Here is a 26,023-nt window from a genome sequence, read left to right as displayed (position 1 = left end):
CGGCGGCAAAAGCCATCGTCCAGATCGGATCGCCGGGGAAGAACCGCTTCATGATCGATCCCATCACGGTCGCGACCAGCAATTGCGGCACCACGACGAACACGTTGAACAGCCCCATGAAGATGCCCAGCTTTCGCTGCGGCAAGTTCGACGCCAGGATCGCGTACGGCATCGCCAGGATGGAGGCCCAGGCGATCCCGATGCCGACCTCGCTCGCGATCAGCATCTGCGGGTCGCGGAACACGAAGAAGCTGGCATAGCCCGCCGCGCCGCACAGCAATGCGACGACATGCGTGCGCACCCGCCCGATGCTGCGCGCCAGGACGGGCAGCAGCGTCAGCGCGGCGATCGCCGCCACGCCGTTATAGGTGGCGAACAGCACGTCGACCCAGTTGGCACCCTGCTGATAGGCCGGTGATGACGCGTCGGCGGCGCCATAGAAATACTGCGCGACCACCGGGGTCGTGTTGATCCACATGATGAACAGCGCCGACCAGCTGAAGAACTGGACGACCGCCAGCCGCTTCATGATGTCGGGCATGCCGGAAAAATCGCCGACGATGTGGCTCAGCATGTTCGCCTTGCCCCCGCCGCGCGCCATGCGGATCGCGACCATGCTGGCCAGGCCGTAGCCGGCGAGCAGCCCGCCGGCCAGATACACTTCCTTCTCCAGCCCCAGCAGGCCGACCGCCGCGATCACCGCCGCCCCCGCGCCGATCCAGATCAGGCACGAGGTCAGGCTGCGCGCCGCCAGCACGCGCACCGTGTGCTGCGCACCCTCCTCGTCCGCCGCGCCGTCGAACGCGGTCATCTGCGCGGGCGAATATTCGCGCGTCGTCACCACGGTCCAGGTGACCGCCAGGAACAACGCCGCCGCGCCGAACCAGAACGCGTAGCGGACCGTGTCGGGAATGCCCCCGGCGGCGGCATGGTTGGACACGCCCCATTGCTCGAGCGCCCAGGGAAAGATCGATCCGATTACCGCGCCCGCGCCGATGAACGCGGTCTGCACCGCATATCCCGCCGCGTGCTGGTCCTTGCGCAGCATGTCGCCGACGAACGCGCGGAACGGCTCCATCGACACATTGAGCGACGCGTCCAGCACCCACAGCATGACCGCGGCAAAGATCAGCACCTCGCTCAGCGGCATGACCAGCAGCGACAGCGTCGCCAGGATCGCGCCCGCCAGGAAATAGGGCCGCCTGCGCCCCAGCCGGCCGATCCAGGTGCGGTCGCTCATGTGCCCGATCACCGGCTGGACCAGCAGCCCGGTCAGCGGGGCCGCGACCCACAGCGCGGGCAAGTCGTCCAGGCTGGTGCCCAGCGACTGGAAGATGCGGCTCATATTGGCGTTCTGCAGCGCGAAGCCGATCTGGATGCCGAAAAAGCCGAAGCTGATGTTCCACAGCCCCCAAAAGCCCTGGCGCGGCTTTTCCATCGTTCAGACATCCCTCAATCATGTGTCGGCGGGTGGCTTCTTGCGGCCGTTCCCTTCAGGCTAGGCCGCTTCGACGCCCCGGCAAAGCCGGGCGCGGCGCGGCGGCTTCACGTATTCGTATGCGGGTGCGCGTGGATCTGCGCGCCACAGCTCTGGCGCACGCGCAGCTGCACGGGCAAAAGCCGGCCCGGCGGCGTGCCGTCGCGGATGTGGACGATCAGCGCGTCGACCAGCGCCTGGCCCGCCGCGCGGGCGTCCTGCTGCACGGTGGTCAGCGGCGGCGTCGCCTGCGCGGCGGCGGGAATGTCGTCGAAGCCCACGACCGCGACGTCGGCGGGCACCGCGATGCCGCGGGCCTGCAAGGCGTGCATCGCGCCGATCGCGATCAGGTCGCTCGCCGCGACGATGCCGTCGAACGCGACGCCCGCCTCGATCAGCCGCGTCGCGGCGTCGTGGCCCGCCTGCTCCAGCGTGATCGCATCGATCTGCAGCGCTGGGTCGCGCGCGATGCCCGCCGCGGCCAGCGCATCGACATGCCCCAGATAGCGGTCGCGGAACTCGGGATAATGATCGTCGCACGTGCCGATAAATGCGATGCGCCGCCGGCCCTGCGCGATCAGGTGGTCGGTCGCCAGCCTGCCGCCCGCGCGGTTGTCGCAGCCGATGGCGGTGTCGCGGTCCCCCGGCTCGGGCGATCCCCAGCGCACGAAATGCGTGCCCGCCGCGACCAGCTGCTCCAGCCGCGGGCGATAGAGCGCATAGTCGCCATAGCCGAGCAGGATGATGCCGTCGGCCTTCCCGCTGTCCTCATATGCCGTGTGCCAGTCGCTGGTCAGCTGCTGGAACGAGATGAGCAGATCATATCCCGCCGCGGCGGCGCTGCGCGTGATCGATCCAAGCATCGACAGGAAGAACGGATTGATCAGCGAATTGTCGGCGGTCGGATCCTCGAAGAACAACAGCGCCAGCGTCTGCGCGCTTTGCAGGCGCAGGTTCGATGCGTTCTTGTCGACCGTGTAGTTCAGCTCGCGCGCGATCTGCTGGATGCGCGCGCGCGTCTCCGGGCTGACCGCCGGGCTGCCCCGCAGCGCGCGCGACACGGTCGGCTGCGACACCCCCGCCAGATAGGCGATGTCGAACGATGTCGGTCGCTGCGACGCCGGGCGAGACACGCGGCTGTTCCTCTCCACCATGACGGGCGCGGTGCTTCTGCGGCTGTCGCCCCGCTCCACTGCTAATGCGGTTGTCGGCGCGGAACAAGTCGCGCACCGCCCGTGGTTGTGGCTCCGGCGCAACACTTGCGCGCTCCGCCGCACCGCAACAGCATACGTATGCCCCCTATTCGTCGGCGGGGTCGTCGAATTATCGAAGCCGACATTCGGCGGACCGCGCGTGGCGGAACCGTCACATCGACAGTTTTCGGGGCCAGGGCGGGACGACAATCGCCCAGCGTCGCTCAAGGGGAGGAATTCATGATCCGTCTTTCGAACACGCTCGACCGCCGTCTGCGCGGTGCGCTCGGCACCAGCGCCACCGCGATCGCCATGGCGCTCGTTTCCGCCACGCCCGCACTGGCCCAGGAGGCCGAGCCCGCGCCGCAGGAAGCCGCGCCGGAGGATACCGGCGACGGCGAGGACATGGTCATCATGGGCTATCGCGCCGCGGTCGAAAGCGCGATTTCGGTCAAGCGCGAATCCAGCGGCATCGTCGAAGCCTTCTCCGCCGAAGACATCGGCAAGCTGCCCGACGTGTCGATCGCCGAAACGCTCGGCCGCCTGCCGGGTCTCGCCACCCAGCGCCTCGACGGGCGCAGCCAGGTGCTGTCGATCCGCGGCCTCGGTCCCGACTTCTCGACCACGCTGCTGAACGGCCGCGAACAGGTGTCGTCCAGCGACAACCGCGGCGTCGAATATGACCAGTTCCCCGCCGAGCTGATCAGCAGCGGCGTCGTCTACAAGACGCCGTTCGCGGGCCTGATCGGCCAGGGCCTTGCCGGTTCGGTCGATCTGCGCACCATCCGCCCGCTGGCGGCGGGCAAGCGCGTCATCTCGCTCGCGGGCCGCTATGAGCTCAATGAGCGCGAGCAGCTGAACCCGGATTCGCCGCGCGACGGCTATCGCGGCACCTTCACCTTCGTCGACCAGTTCCTCGACGGTCGCCTGGGCGTCGCATTCGGTGTCGCGTATCAGTCGTCGCCGACCCAGATCCAGACCTTCGAAGCGTGGGGCTTCCCGACCTTCGACTTCAACAACGACAATTTCGGTATCCGCAACACCCGTGGGACCGCCACCACCAGCGACGATACCTTCACCGTCCGTCCCGAATATGCGCCCTATGTCGGCGCCGGGGTGATCGGCGGTGCCAAGCCCTATGTGAAGAGCACCGATCTCGACCGCCTGGGCATCTTCGGCGCGATCGAGTTCGAGCCGCTGGACGGCCTCAACGGCACCCTCGACATCTTCTATTCCGACTATTCGGAAAAGCAGTATCTGCGCGGCATCGAGCTGCCGCTCTACTGGGGCGACGCGATCCTCCAGCCCGGCGGCACCGTCGAGGACGGCCTGATCACCAGCGGCACCTATACTGGGCTGAACCCCGTCGTCCGCAACGACTATAACCGCAAGGACACTGAAGCGCTCGCGGTCGGCTGGAACACCAAGTACGAGGACGATCAGTTCCGCGTCGAGCTCGACGTCAGCTATTCGCGTTCCGACCGCGAGGCGGAGGGCATCGAATCCTACAGCGGCCTGAGCTACGGCCGCGGCCTGCCCGAAGACACGCTGACCTTCTCGCGCCAGTCGGGTGGCATCTACCAGTTCGGGACCACGCGCAATTATGCCGACACCAGCCTGATCCGCCTGACCGACCCCCAGGGCTGGGGCGCGGGCAACGACCTGGTCCAGGCCGGTTTCAACAACTCGCCCAACACGCTCGACGAGCTGGCGCAGATCCGTTTCGCGGCGAAGAAGAAGTTCAGCGAGGAAAGCTTCTTCAGCGGCGTGGAAGTCGGCACCAACATCGCCCGTCGCACCAAGGAGCGCGATTTCTTCCAGACGTTCCTGACGCTGCCCGGTGCGACCAACTCGCTCGCCGGCGGGGCCACCCGCACCGCGCCGATCCCCGCGGAGGCGCTGCGCGGCAGCAACACCGGCCTCTACTTCCTCGGCTTTGGCGACCAGGTCACCTATGATCCGCTCTACCTGATCGCCAACGGTTTCTACAACCAGGTCTCGGTCGCGGCATCGTCGTTCAGCGTCCCGCAGGACTGGCAGGTCGACGAGAATGTCTGGACCGGCTGGGTGCGCCTCGACATCGACGGCAATGTCGGCTCGCTGCCGGTGACCGGCAATCTCGGCCTTCAGGTCGTCAATACCGACCAGACCGCAACCGGCGCGCGCATCGTTGGCGGTGCCGGCGGCAGCGCGGGAACGATCAATGCGGTGTTCCTGCCGGTGGTTGACGGTGCGAGCTATGTGAACTGGCTGCCCAGCATCAACCTGAACTTCCAGGTCGCGCCCAACACCCAGGTTCGCGTTGGCGCGGCCCGCACGCTGGCCCGTGCGCGCATGGATCAGCTGAACGCCAGCCTGTCGCCGTCGGTCAACCTGACGCGGCTGACCTCAACCGATCCCAACCAGGCGGCGTTCAGCGCGTCGGGCGGCAATGCACGGCTGCGCCCCTATCTCGCCGACGGCGTCGACATCTCGGTCGAACATTATTTCGGGCGACAGGGCTACATCTCGGTTGCCGGCTTCTACAAGAATCTGCGCGACTTCGTGAACCCGAACGACGCGTTTCTCACCGACTTCTCCTACCTGATTGCCAGCGAACTGACGCCGGCACAGGCGGCGGTGCTGGGGACGCCGATCGGCATCACCTCCGGCCCGACCAATCGCGGCGAGGGCTCGCTGAAGGGTGTGGAAGCGACGCTGTCGCTGCCGCTCGGCCTGCTGACCTCCGCGCTCGAAGGCTTCGGCATCCAGTCGAGCGGCTCCTACACCGACAGCGAAGTGACGCTGGGCGACAATCCGGATGCGATCACCGTGCCCGGCCTGTCGAAGTGGGTGGTCAACTCGACCGTCTATTTCGAACGCTGGGGCTTCGAAGCGCGCGCCAGCCATCGGTATCGCTCGAGCTTCCTCGCGGAAGTCCAGGGTATTTCGGCGACCCGCAACCTGCGCACCGCCCGTGCGGAATCGATCATCGACGCCCAGGTCGGCTATCGCTTCAAGTCGGGCGCGCTCGAGGGGCTGGCGCTCACCATTCAGGGCCTGAACCTGACCGACGAGCCGTTCATCACCTTCCAGAACGACTCGCGTGCGGTGATCACCAACGAGTCCTACGGCCGAACCTTCCTGTTCGGCGCGACGTACAGCTTCTAAGCTCGTGGCGCACGACCGCCGCCGGGCATGGACCGGCGGCGGCGCGTCGCGGGAGAGGAAGAGCCGATGATGCAGTCCGATCAAGGCACGGGCCCGGCGAAGATCCGGGTGGTGATCGTCGGCGGCGGCACGGCGGGGTGGATGACCGCGGCGGCGTTCGGCCGGCTGGCGGGCGCGGCCTGTCAGGTCACGCTGGTCGAATCGGAAGCGATCGGCACCGTCGGGGTGGGCGAGGCGACCATCCCGCAGATCCAGCTGTTCAATGCCGCACTCGGGCTCGACGAGGCAGAGTTCCTGCGCGAGACGTCGGGCACCATCAAGCTAGGCATCGAGTTCCGCGACTGGCTGCGGCCCGGCCATGCCTATATGCACGGCTTCGGCACGATCGGGCGTGGCCTGGGCCTCACCCCGTTCCATCATTACTGGCTGCGCGCCCGCGCGCTCGGCATCGCCGACGCGTTCGGCGCCTACGGGCTCAACAACGTCGCGGCCTATGCCGGCAGGTTCGCGCGCGTCGATCCGGTGCGGCACGCCCCCGCGCCCGCCATGCCGTACGCCTTTCACTTCGATGCCGCGCGTTATGCCGCCTATCTGCGCGGCAAGGCGGAAGCCGCCGGTGTTGCCCGCGTCGAAGGACGCATCATCGGGACGCGGCTGGCCGACAATGGCGACATCGCCGGTGTCACGATCGAGGGCGGGCGCGAGGTGACCGGCGACCTGTTCATCGATTGCTCGGGCTTTCGCGGGCTATTGATCGGCGAGGCGCTGGGTGTCGGCTATGAGGACTGGCGCGACTGGCTGCCGTGCGACCGCGCGCTGGCGGTGCCATCGGAAAATGTCGCGCCGCCCGATCCGTTTACGCGCGCCACCGCGCGCACCGCGGGCTGGCAATGGCGCATCCCGCTCCAGCATCGCACGGGCAACGGCTATGTCTATGCCAGCCGGTTCGTGAGCGACGACGCGGCCGCCGCGACCTTGCTCGCCAATCTGGACGGCCCGGCGCTGGGCGATCCCCGCCCGCTGCGCTTCACGCCGGGCAAGCGCCGGACCTTCTGGCATCGCAACTGCGTCGCGGTCGGGCTGGCCAGCGGCTTTCTCGAGCCACTCGAATCGACCAGCATCCATCTGGTCCAGACCGCGATCTCGCGCATCCTCGCCTTCCTGCCGGCCGGCGCGATGGCGGAGGCGGATCGCGCCGAATACAACCGGCTGACCCATTTCGAATATGACCATATCCGCGACTTTCTGGTGCTCCACTATCACGCCAATCAGCGGCACGGCGAACCGTTATGGGACCATGTCCGCACGATGGCGCTGCCCGGCGAACTGGTGCGCAAGCTCGACCTGTTCCGTGCCTCGGCGCGTGTGTCGCGGCGCGAGGACGAGCTGTTCGCCGAACCCGGCTGGCTTCAGGTCATGATCGGCCAGGGCGTGCTGCCCGACGCCTGGCACCCGCTCGCCGACGCATTGACCCCGGACCAGCTCGCCGATTTCCTGGGCGCGGTCCGCGACATCGCGGCCAATGCGGTGTCGGCGATGCCCAGCCATGCGCGCTTCCTCGACGGCATCGCCGCGGCACCGGCCACGCCACTGAAGGTCGCGCGATGATCGCGTTTCGCGCCCTCGCGCTCGCCGCCGGCCTTGCGCTCGTCATGCCCGCCGCCGCCCAGGATCTGCGCCAGCGGCCACCCGAGGACGAGGTGATCTATTTCGTCCTGCCCGATCGCTTCGCCAATGCCGATCCCGCCAACGACACCGGCGGCATCCGTGGCGACCGGCTGCGCCACGGCTTCGATCCGACGCACAAGGGCTTCTATCATGGCGGCGACCTGAAGGGGCTGATCGCGAGGCTCGACTATATTCAGTCGCTGGGCGCCACGGCGATCTGGCTGACGCCGGTGTTCAAGAACAAGGCGGTGCAGGGCGCGCCGGGCGAGGAAACGTCGGGCTATCACGGCTACTGGATCACCGACTTCACGACGGTCGACCCGCATCTCGGCAGCGAGGCGGACTTCAAGGCGCTGGTCGACGCGACGCACGAGCGCGGCATGAAGGTCTATATGGACATCATCGCCAACCATACCGCCGACGTCATCCACAATGTGGAATGCGGCGACCGCGCGTGCGACTATCGCGGCCGCGCCGACTATCCCTACTCGACCGTCGGCGGCGTCGACGGCGCGCCGATCAATCCGGGATTCGCCGGCGACCGGGTAATGACCGTGGACAATTTCGCGCGGCTGACCAACCCCAACTTCGCCTATACGCCCCGTGTCGCGCCGGGCGAGCGACAGGTGAAGGTGCCCGCCTGGCTCAACGATCCAATCTACTATCACAATCGCGGCAATTCGACCTTTGAGGGCGAAAGCTCGACCATGGGCGATTTTTCCGGCCTCGACGACCTGATGACCGAACATCCCCGCGTCGTGCAGGGGATGATCGACATCTATGCCAGCTGGATCGACCGGTTCGGCGTCGACGGCTTTCGCATCGACACCGCGCGTCACGTCAATCCGGAATTCTGGGCGGCGTTCGCGCCGGCGATGCTGGAACGCGCGAAGGCGCGGGGCATCCCCCATTTCCATATCTTCGGCGAAGCGGCCTATGGCGACCTCGAGCCCGGCCTGCTCGCCCGCCACACCATCGTCGACAAGCTGCCAAGCGTGCTCGACTTCGCCTTTTCGACCGCGGTGCGTGAAACCGTGGCCGGCGCGAAGGGCACCGATCGGCTGGCGCGCCTGTTCGAAGGCGATGCGCTCTATGCCGGTGGTGAGCCGGCGGCGTTGAGGCTGCCGACTTTCATCGGCAATCACGACCAGGGCCGCTTCGCCACCGCCGTCCGCCAGGGGTTCCCCCAGGCGAGCGAGGATGAGATTTTCGCGCGCGTCCGCCTGGGTCACGCGATGCTGCTGCTGCTGCGCGGCGTTCCCACCGTCTATTATGGCGATGAACAGGGCTTTTCCGGTGACGGCGGCGATCAGGACGCGCGCGAGGACATGTTCGCGACTCAGGTCGCCGTCTATCTCGACAACCGGCTGGTCGGCACCGACCGGTCGCCCGGCGCGGACCATTTCGCCGATCATCCGCTGCGCACCACCGTGACCGAACTGGCCAGGCTGCGCACCGGCCATGCTGCGCTGCGCCGCGGGCTTCAGGTGACGCGCGCGGCGGGCAAGACACCGGGCCTTTTCGCGGTCAGCCGCTTCGATCCGGAAACGAAGCGCGAATATCTGATCGCCTTCAACACCGCCGCCAGCGCCTGGTCGGGCAATGTCGAGGTCGATCCCGCCAGCACCGGGTTCGTGGCGTTGAGCGGCACCTGTCCCGCCACGCCGCGTGCGCCGGGCAGCATCGGTCTCACGCTCGCCCCCTTCGCCTATTGTATCCTTGCGTCCGGAAAATGAACTCGATGTCCGCGTTGACCAAACCCCAGCCGTCTCCCGCTCCCGACCATCCGTGGTGGAAGGGTGCGGTGATCTATCAGATCTATCCGCGCAGCTTCGCCGACACCAACGGCGACGGCATCGGCGACCTGCCGGGCATTACCCGGCGGCTCGACCATGTCGCCGAACTGGGCGTCGATGCGATCTGGGTCTCGCCCTTCTTCACCTCGCCGATGCGCGACTTCGGCTATGACGTCGCCGATTTCTGTGGGGTCGACCCGGTGTTCGGCACGCTCGCCGATTTCGACGCGCTGGTCGCGCGCGCCCATGCGCTCGGGCTCAAGGTGCTGATCGACCAGGTCTATTCGCACTCGTCGGACCAGCATCCCTGGTTCCGCGAAAGCCGGTCGAGCCGCACCAATGCCAGGGCCGACTGGTATGTCTGGGCCGATGCCAAGCCCGACGGCAGCCCGCCCAGCAACTGGCAGTCGGTGTTCGGCGGTCCCGCCTGGGCGTGGGACGCGCGGCGGGGCCAATATTATCTGCACAATTTCCTGGCCGAACAGCCCGACCTCAACCTGCACAACCCCGAGGTGCAGGACGCGATCCTGGGCGTCACGCGCTTCTGGCTCGACCGCGGGGTCGACGGCTTCCGGCTCGATGCGCTCAACTTCGCGATGCACGACCCCGAGCTGCGCGACAATCCGCCCGCGCCCGACACCGGACGCGTGCGCACCCGTCCGTTCGATTTCCAGTTGAAGCAGTTCAACCAGAGCCATCCCGACATCGTCCGCTTCATCGAACGGCTGCGCGGCGAGATCGACCGCTATAACGGCATCTTCACCATGGCCGAGGTCGGCGGCGACAATTCCGCCAGCGAGATGAAGCTGTTCACCGCGGGCGACCATCGCCTGAACAGCGCCTATGGCTTCGACTTCCTCTATGCACCGCATCTGACGCCAGCGGTGGTGCAGGGTGCGGTCGATGCATGGCCCGACGCGCCGGGCATTGGCTGGCCAAGCTGGGCATTCGAGAATCACGACGCGCCGCGCGGTCTGTCGCGCTGGGCCGCGCCCGAACATGCGCGCGCCTTTTCGCGCGTGAAGATGCTGCTGCTGATGGCGCTGCGCGGCAACGTCATCCTCTATCAGGGCGAGGAGCTGGGCCTGACCCAGGTCGACATCCCCTTCGACCAGCTGCAGGATCCCGAAGCGATCGCCAACTGGCCGCACACTTTGTCGCGCGACGGCGCGCGCACGCCGATGCCGTGGGAAAGCCAGGCGCCTGACCTCGCCTTCGGATCGGACAAGCCGTGGCTGCCGCACGGGGTCGATCATGGCGCGCTGGCGGTCGATCGCCAGCGGCGCGACGCCGATTCGCTGCTCAACTGGACGCGCACGCTCATCCGCCTGCGCCGCGACCTGCCGGCGCTCGGCGTGGGTGACCTGACGGTGCGCGTCGCCTCGGATGCGCTGCTCGTGTTCGAGCGCCATCATCCGGGCGCTGCCACCGTCATCTGCGCGTTCAACCTGTCCGCCGAACCGGTGGACTGGACCGCGCCCGCCACGATGGTGACGCGCGCCGCGACGGGGGAGCGCGACCGCGCGACGCTCGGGCCCTTTGCGGGCGTCATCGGTACGGTGGGCTGATGCGCCCGCCGACCCGCAGCTTTCAGTCAGGGAGTAGAAAGATGGTTCGTTCGGCACTCGCGATCATGGCTTTGACGATCGCGCCCGCCGCGCTGGCGCAGGGGGCGACACCGGCAGAGCGCGTGACGGTGGCGTCGCCGGACGGACGGATCACCGTCGATGTCGGCGTCGATCCCGACGGCAAGCCCGACTATCGGGTGTTCCGCGACGGCAAGCCGGTCATCGCCGCGTCGCGCCTGGGCTTCACCTTTACCGACGCCGATCCGCTGACCCGCGCAATCCGCGTCACGGGCTCTGAGCAGACGCGCGGCGACGACCGCTGGGAACAGCCCTGGGGCGAGCGGCGCTTCGTTACCAATCGCTTCAACGGCGTGCGGGTCCGCCTTCAGGAAACATCGGCGCTCGCGCGCGTGATGATCGCCGAATTCCGCGTCTTCGACGACGGCGTCGGCTTTCGCATCGACTTTCCCGAGCAGCCCAACCTCAAGACCGCGCGCATCGCGGAGGAGCTGACCGAGTTCGTCGTCGCCCAGCCCGGCAGCGCATGGTGGATCCGCGGCGGCGACTGGAACCGCTACGAATACATCTATCAAAAGACGCCGATCGACGCGGTGTCGGTCGCGCATACGCCGATCACGATGCGGCTGGACGACGGACTGCACCTGTCGTTCCACGAAGCCGCGCTGGTCGACTATTCGGCGATGTGGTTCAAGCGTTTCGAGGGTCAGCGCTTCCGCGCCCAGCTGTCACCGTCGTCGCAGGGTCCCCGCGTGGTGCGCGCCGCGCCGTTCACGACGCCGTGGCGCACGATCCGCATCGCGGAGGATGCGCCGGGCCTCTATGACAACGACCTCGAGCTCAACCTCAACGAACCCAACAAGCTGGGCGATGTCAGCTGGGTCAAGCCGTTCAAATATATCGGCGTGTGGTGGGAAATGCACCTCAACAAGTGGACGTGGAGCACGGGCCCGCGCCACGGTGCCACCACCGAGCATGTGAAGGGGCATATCGACTTCGCCGCCAAGCACGGCTTTCGCGGCGTGCTGGTCGAAGGGTGGAACAAGGGCTGGGACGGCCCGTGGTTCGGCGGCAATTCGAGCTTCAGCTTCACCGAACCGACGCCCGATTTCGACCTGAAATGGCTGGCCGACTATGCGCGCAAGAAGGGCGTGCGGCTGATCGGCCATCACGAGACCGGCGGCAACATCACCGATTACGAGGCCCAGCTCGACGCGGCGATGAAGCTCTATGGCGAGCTCGGCGTCGATTCGGTCAAGACCGGCTATGTCGCCGATGCCGGCGGCATCCAGGCGCCGGGACCCGACGGCCACAACGTCTTTGAATGGCATGACGGCCAGCGCATGGCGCAGCACCATCTGAAAGTCGTCGAGACCGCCGCGAAGTACAAGGTCGCGGTGAACGCGCACGAGCCGATCAAGGATACCGGGCTCAGGCGCACCTATCCCAACTGGGTGGGCCGCGAAGGCGCGCGCGGCATGGAATATAACGCCTGGGCGATCCCGGTGAACCCGGTGGAGCATGAAGCGACACTGATCTTTACCCGGATGCTGTCCGGGCCGATGGACTTCACCCCCGGCGTGCTGAGCCTGAGCGGGCAGGGCGACCTCAAGCTCAACTCGACGCTCGCCAAGCAGCTGTCGCTCTATCTGACGCTGTATTCGCCGATCCAGATGGCAGCCGACCTGCCCGAAAACCTGGCCAAATATCCGCGCGAGCTGGCTTTCATCTCGAAGGTGCCCGCCGACTGGTCGGAAACCCGGATGCTGTCGGGCGCGATCGGCGAATATGCGGTGATCGCGCGCAAGGACCGCAACAGCGAGGACTGGTATGTCGGCGGCGTCGGCGACGGCACGCGCCGCGACACGCGCGTCGCGCTCGACTTCCTCGCGCCGGGCAAGACCTATACCGCCACCATCTATCGCGACGGCGACGACGCCGATTACCGCACGGAGAAGCGGCATTCGATCGCGATCGAAACGCGCAAGGTCACCGCTGGCGACACGCTGGCACTGACCATGGCCCCGGGCGGCGGCTATGCGGTGCGCTTCGCCGCCGGCAAATGATGCGGCGGCGGGCGGCGCTCGGCGCTCTGCTGGCCGCGGCAGGGTGCGCGCGCGTCCGCCCGCTGACCGCCGCCGCGCCCCGGCTGGATGAATGGACGCTTGATGCCCCTGGCATCGGCCCGGTGCGCGTGTCGATCTGGCGACCCGATGCGACGGGGGCGGACGCCCCGCCGCGCAGCGTCCTTTACATGCACGACGGCCAGAATCTGTTCGATCCGGCGGTCAGCGGCTATGGCAAGGTGTGGCATGTCGATCGCGCGGCCGCGCGGCTGGCGGCGGCGGGGACGATCGATCCGCCGATCATCGTCGGCGTGTGGAACCCGGGTGACGCGCGCTTTCGCACCTATCTGCCGCGCGCTGCCTATGATCGCCTGGCACCCGATGTCCGCGCCGACCTGGGCGTGCGCATCGGCGGCGGCCCGGTCCGGTCGGATGCCTATCTCGCCTTCATGGCCGATGTCCTGAAGCCCGCGGTCGACCGCGCCTATCGTACCCGGCCGGGCGTCGCCGATACGCGCGTCATGGGGTCGAGCATGGGCGGGCTGATCTCGCTCTATGCGCTGGTCGAACGCCCCGACATCTTCGGGGCGGCGGGGTGCCTGTCGACGCACTGGCCGATGTTTATCCCGCCCGACGATCGGGCGGCCGCGCCGCATGCCGATGCGGTGACGGCGGCGTGGACGGGCTATCTGCGCGACCGGCTCGGCAAGCCCGCTGGGCGGCGCATCTGGTTCGACCATGGCACCGCGACGCTCGACCGGCTCTACGCGCCCTACCAGGCTGCGGTCGACGCGCTGCTGCCGGCGCTCGGCTGGCGGCCGGCGCGCGATTTTGCCAGCCGCACCTATTCCGGTGCCCCGCATGAGGAGAATGCGTGGGCGGCGCGCGTCGCCGATCCGCTCGCCTGGCTGTTCGCCGTCGCCTGAGCGTTCAGCGCGCCGGCTGGTCGAGCCACGCCGCGACGCCGGCGGCCAGCCCGGCGAAGATCGCGGCATCGGCACTTTCGCCCGCGGCCGGCGGCGTGCCCGCGTCCGATGCGGTGCGGATCGCCAGCGTCAGCGGGATCCGGCCCAGGAAGGGCACCCCCAGCGCCTGCGCCGCCGCCTGTGCGCCGCCATGCCCGAACGGGTCGGACATCTCGCCGCAATGCGGACAGGCATAGCCCGCCATGTTCTCGACCACGCCGATGATCGGCACCTTTGCGGTCGCGAACAGGTCGATCGCGCGGCGCGCGTCGATCAGCGCCAGGTCCTGGGGGGTGGACACGATCACCGCGCCCGCCGGGCGGTGCTTCTGGATCATGGTCAGCTGGACGTCGCCGGTGCCCGGCGGCAGGTCGAGCAGCAGCACGTCGTGCGCGCCCCAGTCGCCGTCGACCAGCTGGCCGAGCGCGCCGCCCGCCATCGGCCCGCGCCACGCGATCGCCTGGCCGGGCGCGACCAGCTGCCCCATCGACAGCAGCGGCACGCCATAAGGGGTTTCGACCGGCACCAGCATCTTGTCGCGCGCCTGCGGCTTGACGCCTTCGACGCCGAGCAGCTTGGGCTGCGACGGGCCATAGATGTCGGCGTCGACCACGCCGACGCGTCGCCCGGTCCGCGCAAGCGCGATGGCCAGGTTGGCGGTCAGCGTCGACTTGCCGACCCCGCCCTTGCCGCTCGCCACCGCGATCAGCCGCCGGTCGACCCGCGTGCTCGTCAGCGCGACGCGCACCTCGCGCACGCCGGGCGCGTCGCCCGCCGTCCGCTGTGCGGCCTGTTCGAGCGCGTCGCGCGCCGGGGCGGCGAGCCCGGTCACGTCCAGGATGATGCTGGCGCGGCCGTCGTTGAGCCGCGCCGTCGCGCGGCCGGCGCAAACGGGGTCGAGCAGAGCCTGGAGTTGGGCTTGGGTCGTCATCACGCGCCAGATAAGGCGTGCGCCGCGTGTTACCACTGTAAATCGCAGGCGAGCCTCCTATAAAGAGGACATGCGAAAGATGATTGGCTGGCTGCCCGGTGCCGGGATTTTGCGGAACGACAATCCCAAGGGCCCGTGGGGCAATGGCTCCGGCGGCGGTTCGGGCGGCGACGGGTCGGGGCCGCGCAATCCCTGGGCGTTCCCGCCGGAGGGCCGGCGGCCGAAGAGCGGCGCGACCTCGCTCGACGAATTCCTGAAGCGCGCGCGGCGCAACGGCGGCGGCGGGTTGAAGACGCCGGGTGGCCCGGCGCTGTGGTGGATCGGCGGCGCGCTGATCGTCGGCCTGTGGATCCTGCTGTCGTCGGTTCATTCGGTCGGCCCGCAGCAGCGCGGCGTCGCGACGCTGTTCGGCCGCTATTATTCGACGCTGACGCCCGGGGTGCAGTTCACGCTGCCCGCGCCGCTGATGCAGGTCGAACTGGTCGATGTCGAACGCAACCGCGAGGAAGTGTTCCCGACCAACGCGACCGAGAATCTGATGCTGACCGGCGACCAGAACATCGTCGATCTGTCCTATCAGGTGCGCTGGAACATCAAGGATCCCGAAGCCTATGTCTTCCAGATCGCGCGGCCCGAGGAGACGGTGCGCGCGACCGCGGAGAGCGCGATGCGCGCATCGGTAGCGACGGTCAGCCTCAACCAGGCGATCGGCGCGGGCCGCGCCGCGATTGAGGTCGACGTCCAGCGCCGGATGCAGGCGATGCTCGACGAATATGGTTCGGGGGTCGAGGTGCTCGGCGTCGCGATCAAGCAGGCCAATCCCCCCGCGGCGGTGGACGAGGATTTCAAGGCGGTGACCGCCGCGCAGCAGGAGGCCCAGTCCAACCTCAACCGCGCACGCGCCTATGCGCAACAGGTGATCGCGCGTGCCCAGGGCGACGCGGCCGAGTTCGACAAGATCTACGAGCAATATCGCCTGGCGCCCGACGTGACGCGCCGGCGGCTTTATTACGAGACGATGGAGGAAGTGCTGGCGCGTTCGAACAAGACGATCGTCGAAACCCCCGGCGTGACGCCTTATCTGCCGCTGCCCGAGATCCAGCGCCGCAATAATGCGCCGCCGCCCGCCGCCCAGGCCGAACCCCCTGCGACGCCGGAGGGCGGGCGATGAATCTTGCGCTGCGCAATCCGCTGGCGATCGGGCTGCTGATCCTCGCCGCCGTCATCCTGCTGGTCAATTCGGTCGCGATCGTCCCCGAAACCAAGCAGGCGGTGATCCTGCGGCTCCAGCAGCCGCAGGGCGTCGTCAACCAGTATCAGCCGGGCGAGCGGTTCGGCAGCACCGGGGCGGGGATCGTCGGACGCATCCCGTTCCTCGACCGCGTCGTGTTCGTCGACAAGCGCGTGCTCGATGTCGAGCTCGACAACCAGCAGGTGCTGTCGATCGACCAGCTGCGGCTTCAGGTCGACGCGTTCGCGCGCTTCCGCATCACCAATCCGCTGCGCGCCGTTGTCTCGACCGGCTCGGCGGGCAACACCGAACAGCTGATCGCCGACCGGCTCCAGCCGATCCTGGGATCGACGCTGCGCAACGAGCTGGGCAAGCGGCCCTTCGCCGCGCTGCTCAGCCCCGAACGCGGCCAGGTGATGGAGAATATCCAGTTCGAGCTCAACAAGATCGCGGGCCAATATGGCGCGCAGATCGTCGACGTCCGAATCAAGCATGCCGACCTGCCGACCGGCAGCCCGCTCGACAGCGCGCTGCAGCGGATGCGCACCGCGCGCAACCAGGAGGCGCTGACCATCCAGGCGCAGGGCCGGCGCGAGGCGCAGATCGTCCAGGCCAACGCCCAGGCGCAGGCCGCGCAGATCTATGCCCAGAGCTTCGGCAAGGATGCCGATTTCTATGAGTTCTGGCGGGCGATGCAGTCCTATCGCCGGACCTTCGGCGCCGACGGTTCGACGACCACCGGCGAAACCTCGATCATCCTGTCGCCCAACAACGCCTATTTGCGGCAGTTCGAGGGCGGCGGGCGATGACCGGACAGACGCCGTTCCCACACGGATATTCAAACAGGGTTCAGCAAGAATTGGCCAGATAGCCGGGTTATTTCCCGGCGAACGGACCTAGAAGAGGAAAGCTCCATCGTGCGCTACGCTTACGCCATCACTTCCGCCCTTCTGCTTGGCGGCACCGCCGCCACCCTTGCGCTCCAGCCGCCGGCCGGCGCGCAGACCGCCCAGAACGAACCCGGCGCGATCAACGCCGCCAGCCCGCGCGGCGGCGCGCCGATGAGCTTTGCGGACATGGTCGCCCGGCTTCAGCCCGCGGTGGTCAACATCTCGACCACCCAGCGCGTCCAGGTCAGCGCCAACCCGTTCCAGGGCACGCCGTTCGAAAACTTTTTCGGCGGCCAGCAGGGCGGTCGCCCCGTCACGCGCGAGGCCGAATCGCTCGGATCGGGCTTCCTGATCTCCGAAGACGGCTACGTCGTCACCAACAACCACGTGATCTCCGCCGGCGCGCGCGGCGCAATGGTCGAATCGATCACCGTGACCCTCGCCGACCGGCGCGAATTCAAGGCGACCGTGGTCGGGCGCGACGTCCGGTCCGACCTGGCGGTGCTGAAGATCGAGGGCGACAACCTGCCCTTCGTCAAGTTCGGCGATTCGCGCCAGGCGCGCGTCGGCGACTGGGTGGTCGCGATCGGCAATCCGTTCGGCCTCAGCGGATCGGTCAGCGCGGGGATCATCTCGGCGGTCAACCGCGTCACTGGCCCCTATGACAAGTTCATCCAGACCGATGCCTCGATCAATCGCGGCAATTCGGGCGGGCCGATGTTCGACCTGCAGGGCAATGTCATCGGCATCAACAGCCAGATCCTGTCGCCCAGCGGCGGCAATGTCGGCATCGGCTTCGCGATCCCCGCCGAACAGGCCAAGCCGATCGTCGACACGTTGATGAAGGGCCAGTCGGTCCAGCGCGGTTATCTGGGCGTCGGCATCCAGCCGCTGACCGACGATATCGCGTCCGCGCTCGAGCTGCCCAAGGATCGCGGCGAGATCATCAGCCGGGTCGAGCCCGGCCAGGCCGCGGAAAAGGCGGGCATCCGCGTGGGTGACGTCATTGTGCGCGTCAACGGTAAGGACGTGACGCCCGAACAGACGCTCAGCAACCTGATCGCTGCCGTGCCGCCGGGCACCCGCGTGCCGCTGGAACTGATCCGCGACGGCCGCCGCCAGACGCTGAATGTCGCTGTCGGCACCCGCCCGCCGGAGGAGGAGCTGGCCGGGTTCCAGATGGAGGAAGGCCAGCCGGAGCAGCCCGATGCGGTGCCGGCTTCGTCCGCGATCGGCATGTCGGTGCAGGCGCTCACGCCCCAGATCGCGCAGACGGTCGGCGTGCCGCCGGAAACGCGGGGCGTCGTGATCGCGGCGGTCGATCCGGCCAGCGATGCCGCCGCCAAGGGGCTTCGGCGCGGCGACGTGGTGAGCGCAGTCAACCGCCAGCCGATTACCAGCCCGGCCGATTTCGAGCGCCTGATCGGCCAGGCGCGCACCGCCAATCGCGAGTCGGTGCTGTTGCTGGTCAATCGTCGCGGCGGCATCTCGCAATTCTTCGCGGTTCGGTTCGCGCAGTAACGCCCGAAGCAACGACCTGCTGACCGCAGGCATCGAAGCCGCTATGCCATCCTCCTGATCGGGAGGATGGCATGACGGACCCAGCGACGCTCTATATCGGTGCAGGCATGGGCGGCGTCGCCCCGCAGGCATTGGTGCTGAAACGCGCCAATCGCCACGGGCTGATCGCCGGCGCGACCGGCACTGGCAAGACGGTGACGCTGCAGGGCATGGCCGAGGGCTTCAGCCGCGCCGGCGTGCCGGTGTTCGTGGCGGACGTGAAGGGCGATATCGCCGGCCTGGGCATGGCGGGATCGCCGACCGCGAAGGTCCACGCGCCGTTTGCGCAGCGCGTCGCCGACATCGGTTATGAAGACTGGAGCTACGCGCCCGCGCCGGTGCAGCTGTGGGACCTGTTCGGCGAACAGGGCCATCCGATCCGCGCGACCGCGTCGGAGATGGGGCCGCTGCTCCTGTCGCGCCTGCTCAACCTCAACGACACGCAGGAAGGCGTGCTGACCATTGCCTTCCACCTCGCGGACGAGGAGGGGCTGCTGCTGCTCGACCTCGACGATGTCCAGGCGATGCTGGTCCATTGCGCCGAACGCGCGGATGAATTGTCGACCCGCTACGGCAATGTCACCAAGGCGAGCGTGGGGGCGATCCAGCGCCAGCTGCTGCAACTGCGCAGCCAGGGCGGCGACCATTTCTTCGGCGAGCCCGCACTCGACCTTGCCGACTTCATCCGCACGGATGACAATGGCCACGGCGTCATCAACATCCTCGCCGCCGACAAGCTGATGGCCAGCCCCCGGCTCTACGCCACCTTCCTGCTGTGGATGCTGTCGGAGCTGTTCGAGACGCTTCCCGAGGTCGGCGACCCGGACAAGCCGAAGCTCGTCTTCTTCTTCGACGAGGCGCATCTGCTGTTCGACGATGCGCCAGAGGCGCTGACCGAGAAGATCGAGCAGGTGGTGCGGCTGATCCGATCAAAGGGGGTGGGCGTCTATTTCGTCACCCAGAACCCGGTCGATATTCCCGATGCCGTGGCGGGCCAGCTCGGCAACCGCGTCCAGCACGCGCTGCGCGCCTTCACGCCCAAGGAACAGCGCGCGATCAAGGCGGCGGCGGAGACCTTTCGCCCCAATCCCGCGATCGAGGTCGGCAGCGCGATCACCGAGCTCAAGGTCGGCGAGGCCCTGGTCTCGCTGCTTCAGGCCGATGGCTCGCCCAGCCCGGTCGAACGCACGCTGATCGCGCCACCGCGCTCGCGGGTGGGCGTGCTCACCCCGGTCGAACGCGGCGTGCTGATCCAGACCGACGCGATCGGCGACAAATACGACACCCGCATCGATCGCGAATCGGCGGAGGAGCTGCTGGGGGCCAAGGCAGCCGAGGCCGCCGCTGCCGCCGAAGCTGCCAAGGCGGAAGCCGAAGCCGAAAAGCAGGCGGCGGCCGAGGCGAAGGAAGCCGCCCGCGTTGCCAAGGAAGCCGAGCGCGCGCGGATCGCCGCTGAACGCGAGGCGACCCGGCGCCAGCGCGAGGCCGATCGCGCCGCCGCCGCATCGCCATGGAACAAGGCAGCGACGTCGGCAACGCGATCGGCGGCGTCGACCGTCGGGCGCACCGTCGCCAATGAAGTGACCAAGGCGATCTTCGGCGGCACGTCGCGCGGCAAGCAGAGCCTGGGCGCCAAGCTGGTCCGCGGGGTGCTGGGCGGCCTGTTCCGGGGCTGAGCCGCCGGGGCCGCTACATCACCTTGAGCAGCGACTGAATCGGCACGAAGGCGAACGCGATCGAGCTGTCCGCGACGCCATAGGGAATGAACAGCGTGTGATCGTAGCGGATCGCGCCGCAGCTGTAGACGACGTTGGGCACATAGCCTTCACGGTCCTGATCTGCCGCCGCCAGGATCGGCTCGCGCGTGCGGCCGAGCACCTTTGACGGATCGGCCTTGTCGAGCAGCACCGCGCCGATCGAATATTTGCGCATCGCGCCGACGCCGTGGGTGAGCAGCAGCCAGCCCTCGTCGAGCTCGATCGGCGGGCCGCAATTGCCGATCTGGACCAGTTCCCACGGATAATGCGGTTCGAGCAGGCGCGTGCCCTCGTTCCAGTGGGTCAGGTTGTGCGAGCGGATCAGGAACAGGTTCTCGCCATCCTGCCGCCCGATCATCAGATACTCGCCGTCGATCTGACGCGGGAACAGCGCCATCCCCTTGTTGCGCGCCGCCGATCCCGACATCGGCACCATGTCGAACGCGCGGAAATCGCGGGTGCGCAGCAGCTCCGACTGGATCATCGAGCCGTTGTAGGCGGTATAGGTGCCGATCCATTCAAACGACCCGTCGGCGTGCATGAAGCGGGTGAGGCGCAGGTCCTCCAGCCCGTTCGACTGGGCGTGGGTGATCGGGAACAGGACCGTGCCCGACAGCGTGCTGTCGCGGTGGCGGTGAACGGTCACCGCGCCTTCGGGCACGCAATCCTCAAGGCACACCGCATCGGCGGAGGTGGCAAAAGGTGGCTGGGGGGCCAGTTCGAGCTGGTTGCCGGTGCTCAGCACGCCTTCGCGGAACGCGATCGACGAGATGTGGCCCTCGCCGACCGCGCGCATCGACATCAGGATGCGCATGCTGCCCGGCGGCATGCCCGACTGGTCGGGGTGGGGGACCGCGCTCGGGTTCATCAGCGCGGCGGCGGCATAGCTGTATTCGTGGCAGAAATAGGCGCCGATCAGCTGGCGCTTGTCGTCACCGATCTGCGATCCGTCCAGCCCCAACACGGCTTCGATCTCGTCATAGCGGGTCATGAACACGCGCCGCGTCTGCCAATGGCGCGCCTCGAAATCCTTGAGCACGTCCTGAAGCTGCGCCCGCGCCTCGCGCGGGGACATGTCGAGCACCTCGCGGACCAGGCGTTCGGTGCGGCTCGGTGAATTGCCGTTGCGCTGCCAGCCGATGTGAAACGGACGTACCACCACACGCGACGGATCGGCGCGCAGACGCACCGGGTGGTTAAACAGATCGAGCATCCGGCCCCCCACGCCCATCACGCGCCGCCATGGGCATTGTCGGTCAAGCGACGACGCGATGCCGATCTGCCACGTTTCCGGCCTGATTTGAAAGCGCGTAAATCGCCGAAGAGGCAAGTTGCAGCGCCAGGATCGATTCGGCGCCCTGGTTGCGGTTGAGCCCCGTCGGCATCAGCCCGTCGAAACAGCCGCCATCCTGCACGCTCGCCAGCGGCAGGCCCAGGTCGTTGTGGCCGAGATACCAGCGATAGGCGCGCATCGCCTCGTCGATCCAGCGCGCATCCCCGGTCGCGGCGTGCGCGGCGGCACAGGCATCGATCGTCGCCTGCGCCTCCAGCGGCTGTTGGTCGAACTGCATCGGGTCGGCATAAGCGCGCCCGAAGCTCTCGGTGCCGACCGCGCGGAACCGGCCCTCGGGCGACGTCTGGCGCGCGACGATCCACTCCAGCGTCTGCAGCCCGACCTTGACGAAATTCTGACGATCCAGCGCGATGCCGGCGCGGATCAGCGCCTCGGGCAGGCGCGCATTGTCATAGGCCAGCACGATCTCGAACCACTGCCATTCCGGCCGCCGCGCCTGATCGAGCAACGCGATCAGCTCTTCGCCGAAGCGCGAAAGGATGCGGGTCGCAAGGGCATGTCCGGGATGCGCGGACACGATCGCCGCCGCACCCAGCATCGCAAAGGCGCGCGCGCGCGGGCTGCCCAGTTCCCAAGCGATCTCGCCCGCCTGGTCGAACAGGATGCGCGCCCAGTCTCGATGCTTGGCGAGATGCGCCTCGGCGGCGGTCACGCCCAGCGCCCACAAGGCGCGGCCGTTCGAATCCTCCGATCCGGCATCCTCGCACCAGCTGCGGTCGAACCGCATGAAATTGCGGAACCGCCGCGCATCGGGATTCCAGGCATATTGGACAAAGGCCGCGTAGATGGTGGTCCAACGGTCGCGGGTCTCGGCATCGAGGCCGGGCATCCGGCTCATCAGGATCAGCGCGCGGGCATTGTCGTCGATGCAATAGCCGTGCGCACGATCGGGCACCGAATAGATCGAATGCTGAAGCATGCCGGTCGCGTCGCTCATCCGTTCGATCGCGGCCAGGTCGGGGCGGAGCGGCGTGATCGGGACGTCGCCCAGCGTATTGCGCTGCAGCCGGCGTGGATGCCCGGCGACCATCGGGGCAATCAACGCCATGCTCGCCTCCGCCAGGCACGGCCACAGCATCGTGCGGCCGCGCGCATAGGCGCGCCGCGCGATCGTGTCGCGCCGGACCGGGTCGGCGAGCAGGCCGGCGATCGCGCGCGCAAATGCGGCGCTGTCGCCGAACGGGACGATCACGCCATGGCCGTCGGCCAGGATCTCGTTGGCGTGGACATAGGGGGTGGCGATCACCGGCTTGCCCATCGCGACGGCATAGGACAGCGTGCCCGACGTGATTTGCGCCGGATTGACATAGGGCGTGACGTAGAGGTCGGCGGCCTGGAGATAATCGAGCAGGTCGTCTTCCTCGACAAAGGCGTCGACGAACTGGATGTTGTCGGCGACCCCCAGCCGCGCAGCCTCCGCGATCAGGCCGTCGCGATACGCCTCGCCTTCGTGCGCGACCAGATTGGGGTGGGTGGCGCCCAGCACGACATAGAGCATGCGGGGGTGCGCGCGCACGATTTCGGGCAGCGCCGCGATCACCGTCTCGATCCCCTTGCTGGGCGCGAGCAGGCCGAAGGTGAGGACAACAGGGCGGTCCTCCCACCCGAAACGCGGCTTCATCACTGCGGTGTCGATCAGCGCGCGGTCGGGCACGCCATGCGGGATCACGGCAATCCGGTCGGCGGGGATGTCGTGCACCTGCGCCAGGATCTCGCGCCCGCGCTCAGCCATCACGACCACGCGCGCCGCGCGGCGCAGCAGTGCGTCCATCACCCGCCGTTCGTCGGCGCTCGGCCGTTCGAGCACGGTGTGGAGCATGACGATGACGGGGATGCTCAGCTGGTCGAGCAGGCTCAGCAGATATTCGCCCGCCGGCCCGCCATAGATGCCATATTCGTGCTGGACGAACAGCGCGCGCGCACCGCTCGCCTCGATCCGGCGCGCCGCGTCGAGATAGGCGGCGCGGTCATGCTGGTCGATCGCCGCGGTGACGGCGGCGGGATAGTCGTAACGGCCGGGATGGTCGTCCATCGCATAGACGTCGACGGTCAGGTCGGGGAAACGTTGGGTGAGCGCGGCGTGGACATGCGCGGTGAACGTCGCCAGACCGCATTTGCGCGGCAGGAAATTCCCGATGAGTGCAATGTGATTGACCGTGTTGGCCTGTGCGGCCACCGTCGCTCCGTCCCGCATGTTCCCAGTTCCTCGCGCGTGCGAGGCGGATCGACTCTTCGCTCCGCCTCATTCGTCAAAACCGAGCCGATCAAAGATAGTTGCATGAATGCTGCGATGCAGCAAGATTGAATCGCAAAATTGGCGCGCACGGCGCACGGGTCGCCGGGTTGCGTCGCCTGTCGCGCTCAGCCGCGGCCGCGATAGCCGGCCACGCCCTGATCGGGCACCCACAGCCCTTCCGGCGCCGGCCCGGATTGCCAGAACACGTCGATCGGGATGCCGCCGCGCGGATACCAATAACCGCCGATGCGCAGCCATCTCGGTTTCATCTCGTCGAACAGCCGCGCGCCGATCCCGACGGTGCAATCTTCGTGGAAGGCCTGATGGTTGCGGAAGCTGCCCAGGAACAGCTTGAGCGACTTCGATTCGACAATGGTGGCGTCCGGCGCATAGTCGATCACCAGATGCGCGAAATCGGGCTGCGCGGTCACCGGGCACAGCGACGTGAACTCGGGCGCGGCGAAGCGGACCAGATAAAGCTGGCCAGGGCGCGGATTGGGAACATAATCGAGCGTCGCTTCTTCTGGCGATTGCGGGAGCGCGCTGGACTGGCCAAGGAATTTCGGGGTCATCGGCGCGGATATAGGGGCGGGGCGACAAATTGGAACGGCCGATCGACACGCTGATTCCGGTGCTGGGTGACCAGCTGAGCCTGGACCTCTCGTCGCTTGCCGCCGCCGACCCCGCCACCGCGCGCGTGCTGATGATGGAGGTGGCGGACGAGGCAGGCTATGTCCGGCACCATCCCAAGAAGATCGCGCTCCTGTTCGCCGCGATGCGCCACCATGCCGACGCGCTTCGCGCCGCGGGCTGGACGGTCGACTATGTGACGCTCGACGATCCTGAAAACAGCGGCAGCTTCACCGGCGAAGTCGCCCGCGCGGTCGCCCGCCACGATCCCGCGCGCATCGTCGTGACGGAGGCCGGCGAATGGCGCGTCATGGCGATGATCGACCAGTGGCAGACCCGGTTCGGTCGCCCGGTCGATGTCCGCCCCGACACGCGCTTCATCGCCAGCCATGCCGATTTCGACGCCTGGGCGGCGGGGCGCAAGCAGCTGCGCATGGAGTTCTTCTATCGCGAGATGCGGCGCAAGACCGGGTTGCTGATGAACGGCGACCAGCCCGAAGGCGGCGCGTGGAATTACGACAAGGAGAACCGCAAGCCCGCGCCGCGCGACCTGATGATGCCGCGCCCCTTGTCGTTCGCGCCTGACGCCGTGACGCGCGAGGTGCTCGCTCTGGTGGCGGCGCGCTTCGGCAATCATCCCGGCCGCCTTGACGGCTTCGACTTCGCCGTCACCCGCGCCGATGCGCTGCGCCAGCAAGGGCACTTCCTCGACCACGCGCTCGCCAGCTTCGGCGATTATCAGGACGCGATGCTGACCGACCAGCCGTTCCTGTGGCACTCGATCCTGTCGCCCTATCTCAATTGCGGGCTGCTCGACCCGCTCGACCTGTGCCGCGAGGTCGAGGCGCGCTACCGCGCCGGACGGGTGCCGCTCAACGCGGCCGAAGGCTTCATCCGCCAGATCATCGGCTGGCGCGAATATGTCCGCGGCATCTATTGGCGTGAGGGGCCGGACTATCCGCAGCGCAATTTCCTCGACGCCAAACGCCCGCTGCCCGGCTGGTACTGGACCGGCGAGACCGACCTGCACTGCCTGGCCCAGGCGATCGGCCAGACGCTCGACCATGCCTATGCCCACCACATCCAGCGGCTGATGGTGACCGGCAATTTCGCCATGCTGATCGGGGCCGATCCGGTCGAGGTGCAGCGCTGGTATCTCGAAGTCTATGCCGACGCCTATGAGTGGGTGGAGGCGCCCAATGTGCTCGGCATGAGCCAGTTCGGCGACGGCGGGTTGCTGGCGTCCAAACCCTATGCGTCGTCAGGGGCCTATATCGACCGGATGTCGGATTATTGCGGTCATTGCCGCTATGACGTGAAGCAGCGCACCGGCCCGGATGCGTGTCCGTTCAACGCGCTCTACTGGGACTTCCTGGCGCGCAACCGCCCGCGCCTCGGGAAGAATCAGCGCCTTGCCATGCCCTATCGCAACTGGGACCGCATGGACGAAAAGACGCAAGCCGGGATACGCGCGCAGGCCAAAGGGTTTCTGGACCATCTCGACGCGGGCGGCGGTTATTCCTAAAGCGGAAG

General features: G+C 67.7%; 17 protein-coding genes. 11 read left to right on the top strand and 6 right to left on the bottom strand.

From position 1 onward, the window contains the following. Both AX709_RS13280 and AX709_RS13275 read right to left on the bottom strand, forming a co-directional pair. Positions 1 to 1,438: MFS transporter (locus tag AX709_RS13280; RefSeq protein WP_066549969.1), on the bottom strand; the 1,438-nt coding region annotated here is incomplete at its 3' end. Between the two features lie 107 nt (positions 1,439 to 1,545). After that, positions 1,546 to 2,610, bottom strand: coding sequence for a LacI family DNA-binding transcriptional regulator (locus AX709_RS13275; RefSeq protein ID WP_231726093.1), 1,065 nt, complete (start codon positions 2,608 to 2,610; stop codon positions 1,546 to 1,548). Between the two features lie 300 nt (positions 2,611 to 2,910). Between AX709_RS13275 and AX709_RS13270 the strand changes: the two genes are divergently transcribed. The 6 genes from AX709_RS13270 (at position 2,911) to AX709_RS13245 (ending at position 13,862) form a co-directional block, all read left to right on the top strand. Then, on the top strand, positions 2,911 to 5,820 hold the full coding sequence (locus AX709_RS13270; protein ID WP_066549966.1) for a TonB-dependent receptor: 2,910 nt from the start codon (positions 2,911 to 2,913) through the stop codon (positions 5,818 to 5,820). Between the two features lie 66 nt (positions 5,821 to 5,886). Continuing rightward, positions 5,887 to 7,428, top strand: coding sequence for a tryptophan halogenase family protein (locus AX709_RS13265; protein WP_231727526.1), 1,542 nt, complete (start codon positions 5,887 to 5,889; stop codon positions 7,426 to 7,428). Further along, positions 7,425 to 9,224 carry an alpha-amylase family glycosyl hydrolase gene (locus AX709_RS13260; protein ID WP_066549963.1) on the top strand — a complete coding sequence of 600 codons (1,800 nt, stop codon included), beginning with the start codon at positions 7,425 to 7,427 and terminating at the stop codon, positions 9,222 to 9,224. Before AX709_RS13265 ends, AX709_RS13260 begins: the two co-directional genes overlap by 4 nt. A 5-nt stretch (positions 9,225 to 9,229) precedes the next feature. Then, positions 9,230 to 10,852, top strand: coding sequence for an alpha-amylase family glycosyl hydrolase (locus AX709_RS13255; protein WP_066549984.1), 1,623 nt, complete (start codon positions 9,230 to 9,232; stop codon positions 10,850 to 10,852). A 41-nt stretch (positions 10,853 to 10,893) separates the two neighbouring features. Next, positions 10,894 to 12,936, top strand: coding sequence for a glycoside hydrolase family 97 protein (locus AX709_RS13250; protein ID WP_066549960.1), 2,043 nt, complete (start codon positions 10,894 to 10,896; stop codon positions 12,934 to 12,936). Next, positions 12,933 to 13,862 (top strand): alpha/beta hydrolase, encoded by a 930-nt coding sequence (locus AX709_RS13245; RefSeq protein WP_066549959.1) that lies wholly within the window; start codon positions 12,933 to 12,935, stop codon positions 13,860 to 13,862. The genes AX709_RS13250 and AX709_RS13245 overlap by 4 nt, the downstream gene beginning before the upstream one ends. A gap of 4 nt (positions 13,863 to 13,866) precedes the next feature. On the opposite strand, the gene AX709_RS13240 is transcribed toward AX709_RS13245, so the two are convergent. Continuing rightward, positions 13,867 to 14,832, bottom strand: coding sequence for a P-loop NTPase (locus tag AX709_RS13240; RefSeq protein WP_066480658.1), 966 nt, complete (start codon positions 14,830 to 14,832; stop codon positions 13,867 to 13,869). Positions 14,833 to 14,902: 70 nt separating this feature from the next. Here AX709_RS13240 and hflK point away from each other — a divergent pair, with 70 nt between their 5' ends. The 4 genes from hflK to AX709_RS13220 all read left to right on the top strand — a co-directional run bounded on the left by hflK (position 14,903) and on the right by AX709_RS13220 (position 20,189). Then, entirely contained in the window at positions 14,903 to 16,003 is a 1,101-nt protein-coding gene (hflK, locus tag AX709_RS13235; RefSeq protein ID WP_066549956.1) for a protease modulator HflK, read from the top strand. Next, the gene (gene hflC, locus AX709_RS13230) at positions 16,000 to 16,872 is read left to right on the top strand and encodes a protease modulator HflC (RefSeq protein ID WP_066480662.1); all 873 of its coding nucleotides are present in this window, start codon (positions 16,000 to 16,002) and stop codon (positions 16,870 to 16,872) included. The genes hflK and hflC overlap by 4 nt, the downstream gene beginning before the upstream one ends. A 108-nt stretch (positions 16,873 to 16,980) precedes the next feature. Further along, entirely contained in the window at positions 16,981 to 18,474 is a 1,494-nt protein-coding gene (locus tag AX709_RS13225) for a Do family serine endopeptidase (RefSeq protein ID WP_066549954.1), read from the top strand. Positions 18,475 to 18,545: 71 nt separating this feature from the next. Continuing rightward, a complete protein-coding gene (locus AX709_RS13220) occupies positions 18,546 to 20,189 on the top strand; it encodes a helicase HerA-like domain-containing protein (protein WP_066549951.1) in 1,644 nt (547 codons plus the stop codon). 13 nt (positions 20,190 to 20,202) lie between these two features. Here the strand turns inward: AX709_RS13220 and AX709_RS13215 are convergent, their stop codons facing one another. The 3 genes from AX709_RS13215 to queF all read right to left on the bottom strand — a co-directional run bounded on the left by AX709_RS13215 (position 20,203) and on the right by queF (position 24,432). Continuing rightward, positions 20,203 to 21,483, bottom strand: coding sequence for a glycoside hydrolase family 130 protein (locus AX709_RS13215; protein ID WP_066480666.1), 1,281 nt, complete (start codon positions 21,481 to 21,483; stop codon positions 20,203 to 20,205). A gap of 43 nt (positions 21,484 to 21,526) precedes the next feature. After that, on the bottom strand, positions 21,527 to 23,818 hold the full coding sequence (locus tag AX709_RS13210) for a glycosyltransferase family 4 protein (RefSeq protein ID WP_066549949.1): 2,292 nt from the start codon (positions 23,816 to 23,818) through the stop codon (positions 21,527 to 21,529). 167 nt (positions 23,819 to 23,985) lie between these two features. Further along, positions 23,986 to 24,432 carry a preQ(1) synthase gene (gene queF, locus AX709_RS13205; RefSeq protein WP_066549946.1) on the bottom strand — a complete coding sequence of 149 codons (447 nt, stop codon included), beginning with the start codon at positions 24,430 to 24,432 and terminating at the stop codon, positions 23,986 to 23,988. A gap of 41 nt (positions 24,433 to 24,473) precedes the next feature. Here queF and AX709_RS13200 point away from each other — a divergent pair, with 41 nt between their 5' ends. Continuing rightward, on the top strand, positions 24,474 to 26,015 hold the full coding sequence (locus AX709_RS13200; protein ID WP_197418979.1) for a cryptochrome/photolyase family protein: 1,542 nt from the start codon (positions 24,474 to 24,476) through the stop codon (positions 26,013 to 26,015). The last annotated feature ends 8 nt before the right edge of the window (positions 26,016 to 26,023 follow it).

Origin of the sequence: Sphingomonas sp. CCH15-F11 (genome assembly GCF_001557005.1) — a bacterium.
Taxonomy (GTDB): domain Bacteria; phylum Pseudomonadota; class Alphaproteobacteria; order Sphingomonadales; family Sphingomonadaceae; genus Sphingomonas.
The sequence above is the reverse complement of the archived record's forward strand: the minus strand, read 5'-3'. Positions and strand labels throughout refer to the sequence as shown.